The sequence below is a fragment of the Pectobacterium versatile genome (assembly GCF_003932035.1).
Lineage (GTDB): Bacteria > Pseudomonadota > Gammaproteobacteria > Enterobacterales > Enterobacteriaceae > Pectobacterium > Pectobacterium versatile.
In genome coordinates this window covers 4465535-4479528 of sequence record NZ_CP034276.1, presented here as the reverse complement: position 1 = coordinate 4479528, position 13994 = coordinate 4465535, and the positions used below count along the sequence as shown (strand labels likewise).

11 protein-coding genes are annotated in these 13994 nt (G+C 52.8%); 7 read left to right on the top strand and 4 right to left on the bottom strand.

Annotated elements, in window-relative coordinates:
• Positions 1-23 precede the first annotated feature (23 nt).
• Both nirD and nirB read right to left on the bottom strand, forming a co-directional pair.
• Complete coding sequence (nirD, locus tag EIP93_RS20315; RefSeq protein WP_039310599.1) at positions 24-392, bottom strand: nitrite reductase small subunit NirD; 369 nt, start codon at positions 390-392, stop codon at positions 24-26.
• Positions 389-2941, bottom strand: coding sequence for a nitrite reductase large subunit NirB (gene nirB, locus EIP93_RS20310; protein WP_039546638.1), 2553 nt, complete (start codon positions 2939-2941; stop codon positions 389-391). The genes nirD and nirB overlap by 4 nt, the downstream gene beginning before the upstream one ends.
• Positions 2942-3576: 635 nt before the next feature.
• On the opposite strand from nirB, the gene EIP93_RS20305 reads away from it, so the two are divergent.
• The 7 genes from EIP93_RS20305 (at position 3577) to ppiA (ending at position 11011) form a co-directional block, all read left to right on the top strand.
• On the top strand, positions 3577-4731 hold the full coding sequence (locus EIP93_RS20305; RefSeq protein ID WP_103199182.1) for a mandelate racemase family protein: 1155 nt from the start codon (positions 3577-3579) through the stop codon (positions 4729-4731).
• Positions 4732-4833: 102 nt separating this feature from the next.
• Positions 4834-6444 (top strand): ABC transporter substrate-binding protein, encoded by a 1611-nt coding sequence (locus tag EIP93_RS20300; RefSeq protein WP_105879954.1) that lies wholly within the window; start codon positions 4834-4836, stop codon positions 6442-6444.
• Between the two features lie 132 nt (positions 6445-6576).
• Positions 6577-7617, top strand: coding sequence for an ABC transporter permease (locus EIP93_RS20295; protein WP_102116854.1), 1041 nt, complete (start codon positions 6577-6579; stop codon positions 7615-7617).
• 38 nt (positions 7618-7655) lie between these two features.
• Positions 7656-8537, top strand: coding sequence for an ABC transporter permease (locus EIP93_RS20290; protein WP_100018545.1), 882 nt, complete (start codon positions 7656-7658; stop codon positions 8535-8537).
• Positions 8509-9396: an ABC transporter ATP-binding protein gene (locus tag EIP93_RS20285; protein WP_080726795.1), complete on the top strand. Its 888-nt coding sequence runs from the start codon at positions 8509-8511 to the stop codon at positions 9394-9396. Before EIP93_RS20290 ends, EIP93_RS20285 begins: the two co-directional genes overlap by 29 nt.
• Positions 9397-9440: 44 nt before the next feature.
• Complete coding sequence (locus tag EIP93_RS20280) at positions 9441-10217, top strand: ABC transporter ATP-binding protein (RefSeq protein ID WP_170310045.1); 777 nt, start codon at positions 9441-9443, stop codon at positions 10215-10217.
• Between the two features lie 209 nt (positions 10218-10426).
• Positions 10427-11011: a peptidylprolyl isomerase A gene (gene ppiA, locus EIP93_RS20275; RefSeq protein WP_103862633.1), complete on the top strand. Its 585-nt coding sequence runs from the start codon at positions 10427-10429 to the stop codon at positions 11009-11011.
• Positions 11012-11092: 81 nt separating this feature from the next.
• Here ppiA and pelZ read toward each other — a convergent pair whose 3' ends face one another.
• Positions 11093-12370: a pectate lyase PelZ gene (gene pelZ / locus EIP93_RS20270; RefSeq protein ID WP_103862632.1), complete on the bottom strand. Its 1278-nt coding sequence runs from the start codon at positions 12368-12370 to the stop codon at positions 11093-11095.
• A gap of 169 nt (positions 12371-12539) precedes the next feature.
• On the bottom strand, positions 12540-13664 hold the full coding sequence (gene pelC / locus EIP93_RS20265) for a pectate lyase PelC (RefSeq protein ID WP_103862631.1): 1125 nt from the start codon (positions 13662-13664) through the stop codon (positions 12540-12542).
• Positions 13665-13994: the final 330 nt, after the last annotated feature.

Below are 13994 nucleotides of genomic sequence, written 5' to 3'. Positions count from 1 at the left end.
ACGCCTCTTGAAAGCTCAGGTTATTAGGGTAATGGTTGGCTATTATCAACCGCGATGTCACGGTCTGCGATAGATATTTGCACATTACCGTTTGTTACCTGAGTATCATAAGCTGCAACAGAATAGGCTCCATCCTCCAGACAGAAGCCATCATAAAGGCGGAAATGCTGTTTTTTCAATGGGCTTGCGACCCAAAGATCGTCCTGATGCTCGCCCACTATCCCGCGACTTAATACGCTCGCCTGCGCGAACGGATCGATATTGCTGATGGCGTAAACCTGCTGATCGTTACGTGGGCGGAACACGGCAATCTGTTGCTGCTCGACGAGGGCGCAAACGCCAGTGCCGGGCAGGATGTCGTCTAACTTACATACGGTTGTCCACTGGCTCATGCGCTTTCCCCTTCCAGTTCAATCTGTTTCACCGGAATGCGCTCGGCAGGGCGCGCCGGACGGTGTTGTTGACGTTCACCCACCATTTGCACATTCGGGTCACGTTCTGGGCTGTTAATGAAGTGAGCAAAGCGTTTCTGTGCTTCAGGATCTTCCAGCGTCGCCTGCCATTCGCAGATATAGCCTTCTCGCAGCCGTGCGATATCGGCTTCAAGCTGATCGTTAATGCCCAGCTTGTCTTTCACAATCACATTGCGCAGATAGTCGATGCCGCCTTCGAGGTTATCCAGCCAGACGGACGTACGCTGGAGCTTATCGGCCGTACGGATGTAGAACATCATGAAGCGGTCCAGATAGCGGACTACCGTTTCGCGGTCTAAGTCGGCTGCCAGCAGATCGGCGTGGCGTGGTTTCATCCCGCCGTTACCACATACATAGAGGTTCCAGCCTTTTTCGGTGGCGATAATCCCCACGTCTTTACCCTGTGCTTCTGCACATTCCCGCGTACAGCCGGAGACGCCAAATTTCATTTTGTGTGGGGTGCGGATACCTTTGTAGCGGTTTTCTAATTCTACGCCAAAGCCCACGCTGTCGCCGACACCAAAGCGGCACCAGGTGCTGCCGACGCAGGTTTTCGCCATACGTAACGCCTTGGCGTAAGCGTGGCCAGTTTCAAACCCAGCTTCGATGAGCTGAGCCCACACGTCAGGCAGATCGTCTTTCTGTACGCCAAAGAGCGCCATGCGCTGAGAGCCGGTCATTTTGGTGTACAGGTTGTATTGCTTCGCGATGCGACCAATGGCGATCAGGCCATCCGGTGTGATTTCCCCGCCTGCGGAGCGTGGGATCACGGAGTAGGTGCCGTCTTTCTGAATATTGCCGAGGAAGTTATCGTTGGAATCTTGCAACGGCGTGTGCTGCGGTTTGAGAACGTACTCGTTCCAGCAGGAAGCCAGCAGGGACGCAGCAGTCGGTTTACAGACCTCACAGCCGTAGCCTGAACCGTGTTTCTCCAGCAGTTGATCGAACGTTTTGATTTTTTCGATTTGGATCAGGTGGTACAGCTCTTGGCGCGAATAGGCGAAGTGTTCACACAGGTGATTATTGACTTCGATCCCCTGCTTGCTGAGTTCCGCGTTCAACACCTGCGTAAGTAGCGGGATACAGCCGCCGCAGCCCGTACCGGCTTTGGTGGTTTCCTTAAGCGCCGCGACGGTATGACAGCCGCCGTTAATCGCTTTGATGATATCGCCTTTAGACACGTCGAAGCAGGAGCAGATTTGCGCACTTTCCGGCAGAGCATCGACACCCAGCGTCGGTTTCGCACTGCCAGCGGATGCAGGAAGAATCAGTGCTTCAGGAGAATCTGGCAGCGGGATCTTGTTCAGCATGAATTGCAGCAGGTTGCCGTAATCCCGCGTGTCGCCGACCAATACGGCACCGAGCAGCGTTTTATTATCGGCACTGACGATCAGACGTTTGTAGGTTTCTTTATTTTCATCCAGCCACATGTAGCTGCGAGAGCCCGGCGTATGGCCGTGTGCGTCGCCAATCCCGCCGACATCGACACCCATCAGCTTGAGCTTGGCGCTCATGTCGGCACCCTGGAATCGGTTTTCATGCCCTAACAGGTGGTCGACGGTAACCTGCGCCATCTTGTAACCGGGTGCGACCAGCCCAAATGGACGGCCCTGCCAGGCGGCACATTCGCCGATAGCGTAGACGTCTGGGTCGGAGGTTTGGCACCAGTCGTTAATCGCGATACCGCCGCGTGGGCCGATTTCCAGCGCACACTGGCGCGCCAGTTTATCCTGTGCGCGGATACCGGTAGAGAACACGATAAAGTCGACTTCCAGCGTGCTGCCGTCGGCAAACACCATCGTCTTGCGGTTTTCCAGACCGGAATGCTGAATGGCCTGCGTATTCTTGCTGGTGTGCACACGCACACCCATGTTTTCAATCTTGCGTTGCAGCAGGGCACCACCCTGTGCATCCAACTGTTCGGCCATGAGCACGGGAGCGAACTCAATGACGTGCGTTTCCACGCCAAGGTGTTTCAGTGCGCCAGCGGCTTCCAGACCTAATAGACCTCCGCCGATTACCGCGCCGCGTTTGCTGCGGCGTGCGCAGTTTTCGATGGCGTTCAGATCTTCAATCGTGCGGTACACGAAACAGTCTTGCCCGTTTGATCCTTTGATTGACGGGATCCACGGATAGGAGCCGGTGGCCATGATTAACTTGTCGTAATACACGGTACGGCCGGAATTGGAGTGAATGGCTTTTTCACTGCGGTTGATGGTGATGGCGCGTTCACCGAGCAGGACTTTAACGCCATTTTTTTCGTAGTAGCCTTCGCGTACTAAAGAGAGCTCTTCTACCGTGTGGTGTGCGAAGTAAGAAGAGAGGTGGACACGATCGTAGGCGACGCGGGGTTCTTCACAAAAAACGGTAATATCGTAGGTGGACGTTGGGGCCTTATCCAGCAACTCTTCGATAAAACGGTGGCCAACCATCCCGTTACCGATAACAGCGAGTCTGACTTTGTTCATTTTTGCCTCAAAATTGCTTCTTCTGAGGTTACCTTATCGCTCCACCGTGGGCGCTTATTGATGTACATCAAATTGTCTTTTATATACTACTTTATGAGTATCTTGCTGATTTTGCTTATTTTTTCTTAAGCCTTGGTTTTTGTTGGGGTTTTAGCGACTGACAAAAATGAGACCTATAGCACGCTTTTGGTCAGAAGCCGACTGGTTAGCGGCCAATCTGCTATCAGAGTAATCGTCCCTCTCGTCAATCATTCACGTTCCTGAGCGTTTAAAAATAAAACTAAGGGATTATCCATTTGTTTAATAAGGATATGAAATTTTCTGGTGATAATGCTCACAGGTTTGTGTGCAATTGCACAGTTATCGACGACATAATTTCGTCATATGGAAGAAATTGCCTAATGACTAACGGCGTCGCAACCTTAATAATTGAAAATAAAACGGCATTTTTTTTTAATTAGCACGCTATTTCTTTTCTGTGATGTTGATCGACTTATGAGGCCGTACCAGAAAGATAGCGATGTTTTTTATCGACAGGACCAACACAGTTAGTGAAGTTATTCTTTAATTATTTATGTGGCTTACATTCGTCATCGTGTACATGAGTTGTGTTAAACATCAAGGCAGGTAACAACGTGAAAATAGAATCAATTGATGTCACCGTCTTCACTTATCCCACACGCCGGGTTTCCGACAGTGCGGGTCATTCACACCCGGGAGCCGAGAATCAGGCCAAGATGGCGCTGTTAACCATCACGGCAGATGACGGCCAAAAAGGTTACGCTTTCGCTCCGCCGGAAGTGATTCGTCCTCATATCGTTAATGCTTTCTTCCGCAAAGTGCTGATCGGGCAGAACCCGTTCGATCGTGAGCGCCTGTGGCAGGATCTGGTGCACTGGCAACGCGGTAGTGCCAACCAACTGACCGACCGTGCGCTGTCGATTGTGGAATCCGCACTGTGGGATCTGCAAGGTCGCGTGCTGAATATGCCGGTGCATAAACTGCTCGGCGGCTATCGTGAAAAAGTCCCTGCTTACGGCAGCACCATGTGTGGTGATGAGCTCGAAGGTGGCTTATCTACGCCAGAGGAATACGGCCAGTTCGCAGAAAAGCTGGTGCAGCGCGGCTATAAAGCCATCAAGTTGCATACCTGGATGCCGCCGGTGTCATTCGCGCCTAGCCCGAAGATTGACGTACAAGCCTGTGCGGCAGTACGTGAAGCGGTCGGCCCGGATATCTGTCTGATGCTGGATGGTTACCACTGGTACAGCCGTAGCGATGCGCTGTACATCGGCCGTGAACTGCAAAAGCTCGATTTCACCTGGTTTGAAGAGCCGATGGAAGAACAGAGCATGGCGTCTTACAGCTGGCTGACCAAGAGCCTAGATATCGATGTCATCGGGCCGGAAAGTCTGTCAGGAAAATACTTTAGCCGTGCTGACTGGGTTAAAGAAGGCGCATGCGACATTTTACGTGCGGGCGTGCAGGGCGTGGGCGGTCTCTGGCCGTGTATGAAGGTCGCGAGCCTGGCTGAATCCTTCGGTATGGACTGCGAAGTTCACGGTAACGGTGCGCCAAACCTCAACGTCGTTGGGGCGATCAAAAACTGCCGCTGGTATGAGCGCGGGCTGCTGCATCCTTTCCTCGATTATGACGAACCTGCTGCGTATCTGAATTCGATTGTCGATCCGATGGACAACGAGGGCTTTGTGCATCTGCCGCAACGTCCGGGGCTGGGAGAAGATATTAATTTTGACTGGATTGAGGAGCATACCCTAAGTAAAGAATAGCTTTGTGTTCTATATGAATAGTTTTTTTCGATCTGAAAGATAGCCTTACCTAAAAAATAAAAAGTTGTCGTCTTCCATGCTCCCACACCTTGGAGAATAATGATGAAAGCACGAGCAATACTCCGTACCCTGCTGTTAGGTTCACTCTGCATGGCCGCCACGCCGGCCATTCTATCGGCAAAAACCCCTGACGATCAGCTGATCGTGGGGATGAACATGAACAACATGCTCTCACTCGATCCGGCCGCCATGACCGGTAACGAAGTGGTGGGCATTATCGTCAACCTCTATGACTCGCTGGTGGTGCTGGATCCCGCCAATCTGAGTAATATCCAGCCTTCTCTGGCGAAAAGCTGGAGCGTCAATGAGGCGGGCAACGTCATTACCTTCAATCTGGTGGATAACGCCAAGTTCCATTCCGGTAACCCCGTAACGGCGCAAGACTTCGCCTGGTCGATGAAGCGTCTGCTTAACCTCAACATGGCACAGGCCACGACGTGGAAATCCTACGGCTTCACCGCGGAAAACGTGGAGAAAATGATCCGCGCCAAAGACGCACACACCGTTGAAATCGAACTGCCAAAACCGAACGATCCAAAACTGGTGCTCTACTCGTTGGCGACGCTGGGTAGCGGTTCCGTGCTGGACAGCAAAACGGTTCTGCAGCATGAGAAAAACGGTGACTGGGGTAATGGTTGGCTGACCACGAACGAAGCCGGATCTGGCCCGTTCAAGCTGGACGTGTGGCAGGCGAAAGACGTGCTGCGCATCAGCAAGGTTGAGAACAACTGGCAGGGCGACGCGAAAATGCGCCGCGTGATTTTCCGTCACATGACCGAGTCACAGGCGCTGCGCCTGATGATTGAAAAAGGCGATATTGATGTTGCCTCTGGGATGTCGGTGCCGGATATCAATGCATTGAAACAAGATAAAGACGTTGTGGTTGATGAGGTGAAAAAAGGCACGCTGTACTACGTTGCAATGAGCCTGAAAAACGAATACTTCGCTAAACCGAAAGTGCGCGAAGCGGTTCGTTACCTGATTGATTACGATGGCGTCAATAAGACGGTAATGCCTGGCTATGGTTTCTATCATCAGCGTCCTATCCAGAAAGGGATGGATGCGACGCTGCCGGATCCTGGCTACAAGCTAGATGTGCCACGCGCCAAGGCGTTGCTGGCCGAAGCGGGCTACCCGAATGGATTTGAAACCACGCTGCGTGTCCTGTCCGATCAGCCGTTCCTGAATTTGGCGACGTCGGTACAGTCCACGCTGGCACAGGCGGGCATCAAAGCCAAAATCATCTCCGGCACCGGTAATCAGGTTTACGGCGCGATGCGCGATCGTAACTTCGATATGCTGGTCGGTCGCGGCGGTGGCGGCGTCGATCCGCATCCTCACTCCAGCCTGCGTTCTGTTGTCTATAACCCAGATAACAGCGACGAAGCCAAACTGACCAACTTCCAGGGCTGGCGCACCTCTTTCTACGACAAACCTCTGAACGACATGATCGATCAGGCGCTGTTGGAGAAAGATCCTCAGAAACAGAAGCAGATGTATATCAACGTGCAGAATCGCTATGAAGAACTGTTCCCGGCCATCATTCCGGTGTCGCAGATGATCGATTCTGTGGTGTTGCGTAAGGACGTGAAAGGCTATGTGCCGCATCCGTCTTCTACGACGCATCTGCGTGAGGTGTATAAGCAGCGCTAGTGTCCACACGTTAAACCGGATGATTAGTCGATACGTTCCCGGCTAATCATCCCGATCAGATACGTTAAAAAGAGATGACCGCGTGAGTGGTGATTTGCTGTCGCCGTTCACCGGGATATCAGGAGAAAGAACATGGTTTTCTCTGATTGGATCAAGCCGGGTGGAGTATTGCGTCGTTTGGCAAAACGTCTGTTTCAGGTCGTCGTCACGCTGTTCGGGTTATTAATCCTGACCTTCGTGATCGGCCGCGTGATGCCAATCGATCCAGTCCTGGCTATTGTCGGACAGGATGCCGACCAAAGTACCTATCAACAGGTTTACCAACAGCTGGGGTTGGATAAGCCGCTGTATGTGCAGTTCTTTATTTACTTCAATTCACTGATGCATGGGGATTTGGGCAATGCCCTCCTGACCGGGCGACCGGTCGTGGATGACATTATCCGCGTTTTCCCTGCCACCATCGAGCTTGCCACCATGGCGATTATCGTGGGTGCCGGTCTGGGCGTGCCATTAGGCGTGCTGGCGGCGGCGCGACGCGGCAAGTGGGCGGATTATGTGGTGCGTTTTATCAGTCTGGCCGGTTATTCCACGCCAATATTCTGGGTCGGGATGATGGGGCTGCTGGTGTTCTACGCTTGGCTAAACTGGGTGGGCGGTGCCGGACGGGTTGATATGGCCTACGACGGTCTGGTGGAGAACCGTACCGGCCTGCTGCTGGTGGATTCGCTACTGGCGGGCGAGTGGGAGGTGTTCCGCAGCGCGCTGAACCATCTGGTGTTGCCCGCCACGATTCTCGGTTTCCACTCGCTGGCCTATATCAGCCGTATGACGCGTAGCTTCATGCTGGCGCAGCTTTCGCAGGAATACATCATTACCGCGCGAGTGAAAGGGTTGTCTGAGTTCCGCGTTGTCTGGGCGCACGCGTTTCGCAATATTCTGGTTCAGCTTCTGACGGTAGTGGCGCTGGCGTATGGCTCGCTGCTGGAAGGGGCGGTACTGATCGAAACGGTCTTCTCATGGCCAGGCTTTGGTTCCTATCTGACAGGCAGCCTGCTGCTGGGGGATATGAACGCGGTTATGGGATGTGTGCTGCTAGTCGGGTTGATCTTCGTGACGCTTAACCTGCTGTCGGACATGTTGTATCAAATCTTTGATCCGAGGACGAACGCATGAATATTTCCTCTGAGCCGCCGGTCAGCCGTGAATCGGTAATGCGAACACCACCGGAAAAACGTGTGAGCCGCCTGCGGCTACGCGGTGCGCGAATCGGCGGGTTTCTCTTGACGATGATGCGCAATCCGCTGACCGCGATTGGTTCTGCGATTGTGCTGATGTTGATTCTGGTCGCCATCTTCGCCCCGTGGATTGCCACGCACGATCCGCTGGTACAGGATTTGGCTAATGCGTTACAGGCTCCGAGTGCGGCGCATTACTTTGGCACCGATGAGTTTGGGCGCGATGTGTTTAGTCGTCTGGTCTATGGTTCACGCATCACGCTGTATATCGTGGCGCTGGTGTCGGTCACCGTTGGGCCTATCGGGCTGGCGCTGGGTGTCGTTGCAGGGTATTACGGCGGCATCGTCGATACCATCCTGATGCGTATCACCGATATCTTCATTTCGTTCCCTAGCCTAGTGTTGGCGCTGGCGTTCGTTGCGGCGCTTGGCCCGGGTCTGGAGCATGTGGTGATTGCGATTACGCTGACGGCCTGGCCGCCGATTGCCCGTCTGGCAAGGGCGGAGACGCTGTCACTGCGTCACGCGGACTTTGTTTCTGCCGTGAAGCTGCAAGGCGCATCCTCTATCCGTATCCTGCTGCACCACATTGTGCCGCTGTGTCTGCCGTCGGTGATTATTCGTATCACGATGAATATGGCGGGCATCATTCTGACAGCGGCGGGTCTGGGCTTTCTGGGGTTGGGGGCACAGCCGCCCGATCCTGAATGGGGCGCGATGATCTCTGCGGGTCGTCGTTACATGATGGAGTGCTGGTGGTTAGTAACTATTCCGGGGCTGGCGATTTTAATTAACAGCCTGGCGTTCAACTTCCTTGGAGACGGCCTACGTGACATCCTCGATCCCAGAACTGAATAAGTCTTCTCAACGTGCGCCGGGAAGCTCGCCCCTGATGGAAGTGGAAAATCTGCGGGTAAGCTTCGTGAACCGTGGTGCTGTGACGGATGCCGTGCGCGGCGTCTCCTTTACGCTGGGCTGTGAAAAGCTGGCCATTGTCGGCGAATCGGGCTCCGGTAAATCGACGGTCGGCCGTGCGCTGTTGCAGTTGCATCCGCACAGCGCGCGGATTACGGCGGATAAACTGCGCTTCGGCGATACCGACCTGCTGAAAGCGGATGAGGCGCGGATGCGTCAGATCCGCGGCAAGCGCATCTCCATGATTATGCAGGACCCAAAATATTCGCTGAATCCGGTGGTGTGCGTTGGCGATCAGATTGCCGAAGCCTATCTGGCGCACCATCGGGTGTCGCACCGCGATGCGAAGGAAAAGGTCATGGCGATGCTAGACGTGGTACGTATTCGTCAGCCAGAGCGCGTATACAATCTGTACCCTCATGAGATCTCGGGCGGACAGGGGCAGCGCATCATGATTGCGATGATGCTGATTACTGAACCTGAAATTGTGATTGCCGATGAACCGACCTCCGCACTGGATGTGTCCGTGCGACTGCAAGTGCTAGCGATGCTGGACGATCTGGTCAGCGAGCGCGGTCTGGGGCTGATTTTCATCAGCCACGATATCAATCTGGTACGTAGCTTCTGCGATCGGGTGTTGGTGATGTATGCCGGGCGCGTCGTGGAATCCATTGCCGCCGCCGATCTGGACAACGCGCAGCATCCGTACACGCGTGGGCTGCTGAATTCGCTGCCGGATATCGACCATCGACGCCCGCGTTTGCCGGTGATGAATCGCGATCCAGCCTGGATCAATGGATAAAGGGGATAATCATGGCAACTGAAGCAATGAGTCAGCGCAAGCCGATGATCGAAGTGAATAACCTGAATCTCTCTTTTGGGCAGGGCAGCACGTCGAATCAGGTATTGTACGATGTGAATCTTACCGTCAACGACGGCGATATCTTTGGTCTGGTGGGGGAATCGGGTTCCGGTAAAACCACAGTGCTGAAGTGTCTGGCCGGGCTTTTTAATCATTGGGAAGGCACGCTGCATATTGACGGGAAGAAACTGGCACACCGAATCGATCAGGCGCGTTGTCGCCGGGTGCAGATGGTGTTTCAGGATCCGTACGGATCGCTGCATCCTCGTCATACCGTGGAGTCGATTCTGGAAGAGCCGCTGTCGATCCACCGCTTTGACGATCGTGACGATCGTATCGATACCTTGCTGGAGAAGGTGGGGCTGGGAACGCACTTCCGCCGGCGTTATCCGCACCAGCTTTCGGGTGGACAGCGTCAGCGTGTGGCGATTGCCCGAGCGCTGATTCTGGAGCCGAGAGTTCTGCTGTTGGATGAGCCGACGTCGGCGCTGGATGTGTCGGTGCAGGCGGAAATTCTCAATCTGCTAACGGAGTTGCAGCAGCAGGAAAAGCTGACCTACCTGATGGTGACGCATGACTTGGGCGTGATTTCCCACCTGTGCCATAAAGTGGCGGTGATGCAATACGGTAAGATACTGGAAACGTTGGAAACCGACGACCTGACCAGCGATATGCCGAAGGATGCCTATACTTCCATGCTGGTGGACGCCAGCCGTCAGTACAGCCGCGATCTGGCGGTGCGTTCGGAGCGCATGGGCTAGGTACTTATGGACTCGTCGCGCTGCGCGATAATCATCATGATGAGGGCCGAGCAATCGGCCCTTTTTCTATCTTGGGCACAGGTTTTTGCTCACAGTTGGTTACGAACAGACTTTTATACGTAAAAAAAGGTAAATGGGTAGCGTTGAAGAGTGCGGATACTTACAATCATTACGCTTTCTGTAGTCGGCCTCTTCAAAAAGGAATTCTCATGTTCAAACGTACTCTGGTTGCTGCGGCAGCCCTTATTTCACTGACGGCATTTTCTCCCGCCTTTGCGGCTTCCGACGCCACCACGCGTGTGCTGTTGACGACGTCTGCGGGCAATATCGAACTGTCTTTAGATAATCAAAAGGCACCAGTTTCGGTAAAAAATTTCGTCGAGTACGTTAACAACGGTTTTTATAACGGGACGACATTTCACCGTGTGATCCCTGGCTTTATGGTGCAGGGCGGCGGCTTTTCTGGCGAAATGAGCCAAAAAGCGACGAATGCGCCGATCAAGAATGAAGCCGATAACGGTTTACGTAACCAGCGCGGCACGATTGCGATGGCGCGCACGTCTGATAAAGACAGTGCGACCAGCCAGTTCTTTATCAACATCGCGGACAATGCGTTCCTCGATCATGGCCAGCGTGATTTTGGCTATGCCGTGTTCGGTAAAGTAGTGAAGGGCATGGACGTCGTGGATAAGATCTCTCAGGTGCCAACGAAGAATGTCGGGCCTTACCAGAACGTGCCGACCACGCCAGTCGTGATTCAGTCCGCGAAAGTGCTACCCGGATTGGCAAAATAGATAAGCAAAGAACCGAGAATACGACAAAGGCCACTGATGTGGCCTTTTAGCATTTTACTCTGCTATTCCAGTAGCACCGTTTTATTCCAGCGCGTTGGCCATCTGCTGTAGCCAGGCATCTACGCCAGTGCTCGGTACGTTCAGCTGACGGTAGGTCGCGGTTGCAACGGGATAGCCGCCGACGTCTTCCTGGCTGTTCACGAAGCCACCTTTCCGCTGTTTGAAATTCTCCACGATACGTTTATCAACGGCATCACGATCTTTAGGGCGTGCGCCTGCGCCTTGCAGTACTTGATTAGTGACGGCGCTGGCCGGTGATGCCGTTAAGCCTGCTGGCCAAATAGGGGACACTTTAAGTAAATTAATCCCGCTGCCTGACGTTTGCGGTGCCGCTTTTCCCTGAGCATCGTACGCGAGGTTATCTGACATCCAGACATCGCCGGAGCTGTTGCTTCCTACCAGTCCTAAACCTGCTTTGGTATTCGCGCCGTAGTGCATCACGTTACCCGCAACGGAGACGCGTGGGCTGGCGGGCATGGTTTTCCCTTCCCACTCTCCTTTTACGCCACCAACGCGAACGCCCCAAATGCCGGGGTTGTAGATCAGGTTATTGACCATGACACCTGTAGAACCTGCTTTAAACCAGGCATTGCGCTCGTTGTTGTGCGCGTACAGGCTGCCCACGATCGATACGTCGGTCACGTTATCGTGAACCAGCGTCCCCATCGAGTGAATACCTTTGGTGTGAGCCGAATCGTATAGGCCTTCAGCAACGATATTATTCGAAAGCGTAATGCGGTGTGCGGTGCCCTGCGGTCCGTCATAGCGTGGGCCGGAAATAGACAGGTTTTCGTCCGTACCCCAGGCGAAACTAGAGTGGTCGATCACGACGTTGTAGGCATCTTTGCCGTTGATGGAAACATCGCGTTCAAAGCCGCTTTTTTTACCCGTACCGGCATCGCCGATGCGGAAACGAATATGCTGCATCAGCACATCATGTGTGCTGATCCCCATTCCGCCGCGAATGATGGTGATACCGGGAGAGGGAGCGGTCTGGCCGGCAATGGTGACAAACGGTTCTGATAACCGAAGGTCACTTTTATTTAGGTCGATAATGCCGCCAACCTCAAAAACGATAATGCGCGGTCCTTTGGCGGCCAGCGCTTCCCTGAGTGAACCTGCTCCAGAAGAGGCTAGCGTGGTGACGCGAATAATGCGTCCACCGCTGCCTGCTACGGTATCCGTTCCGAATCCTTTCAACTCTGGTGCTGCCGGTGTGGCGGCGCTCGCCATCGGTATACCAACACTAAACACTAAGCCGGTGCTGAACAGTGCGGCGAACAGAAGAGAACGTTTCATTTCATTTCCTTGAATATTAACGATAAAAATGAGCGAGCCCTTAGGGCTCGCTCAAGTGCGGCCCGAACGATAAACCGACGGGCGTTAAGCTTGTTTGCAGGCTCCAGTTAGCACAGGACAATGAGGGGCGGGGCCTGCAATTCGCTTATTTACCTTTCACGCTTTGCAACTAGTTGCAATTTGCTGCTGTCAGCACGGCAAGGTTTTTGTTCACGCCAGCATAGTTCGCCAGTTTGTCCTTCACACACTGTGCAGAAACTGGAGAGTAGCTGTAAGGAACAGAAGCGAACGTACCGGTGCTTTTCCAGTCTTCGGCATTCACGTAGGGTTTGGTATCTTTATCCCAAGTGATGTTGTATTTAGCGAAGTCGGCTGGGCTCATGACGTTGTTATTACGCAGTTCCCACGTACCGAAGTTGGAACCGTCATAACGTGAGGTCACTGGGTTTTTCGCATTCTCGAACCAGTTACGTTCGATCAGCGCAATCCCTTTCTGACGCACGTTCAGGCCAGAGCTGGTGATGCCAGTATACAAGTTGTTGTAGGCATGAACCTGACCACCACGTTGCAGTGGGAGGCGAGCGTTAACGTCGTCGTAAATATTGTGATGATAAGTCAGGTCACGGCCCGTATCGCTGCTGCTGAAGCCGCTCAGCCCCACTTTTTTGATGCCATGAATGTAGTTGTACGAAATGGTCACGTTGGTCGAAGCTTTCTTAATATCAATCGCGGACTCGAATGTCGTGTCACCGTCTTTTGTACCTGCGCATTCAAAGTTTTTCGCGAAGATCTCGTTGTGGTCAATCCAGACGTTCGGCGTGTTATCGATACGAATGGCATCGCCATCCTGCGCGCCGCCCGGCATGTAACCAAAACGCATGTTACGTATGACGATATCGGATGACTTTGTCAGCCAGATCCCGAAGTTGGCGGACGATCCGTTAGTTCCAAGGATGGTAATCCCTTTGGTGAACTCTTTGATTTCCACACCTCGGGCATCCTTACTCCACTGGCCGCAGATGTTGGCCTCAGCGGCTTTGATCAGCGCGTCTTCATTACCGTTATAGGTGATGACAAGCGGGTAAGCGCCACCTTTGACTTTCTTGCCATTGGAATCCAGCTTCGCGGCTTCGATGATATCAATAATATCTTGCATGGAGCGCGCTGTTTTTTTCACGGCACCGGCAACGTCACCACCGTCAGTGGTGGCATAACCCCCCGTATTTGCCGCCATCGTTGGTTGGGCCGCAAGCAATAACAGCCCAGCGGCTGCAGAAGGCAGTAGGTATTTCATTAGGGTACTCTCCTTGGAATAGAATTTTTGTTTGGGCATTTATGATCCACATAGCCCAGATTATATTATTTTGGTGTTTCAATAAAAATGAAATCAAGGTTTATTGAAATCCCAATTAATTCTTACCATAAAATTAAAAGAATTCAATATTTCGATATTAAATATATAGAGTGAGTAACGGTGGAAATCACAAAAACTAATAAGTGCCTATTTTAAATGGTAATATTTTTTTTCATTTTTTCTAAAATTAGGCCGTTGAGAGTTTTATGAAAAATAAAATTATATTTCGTTTTATTACTCACTGAGATAATGGTGTCAGAAATAGTTGAT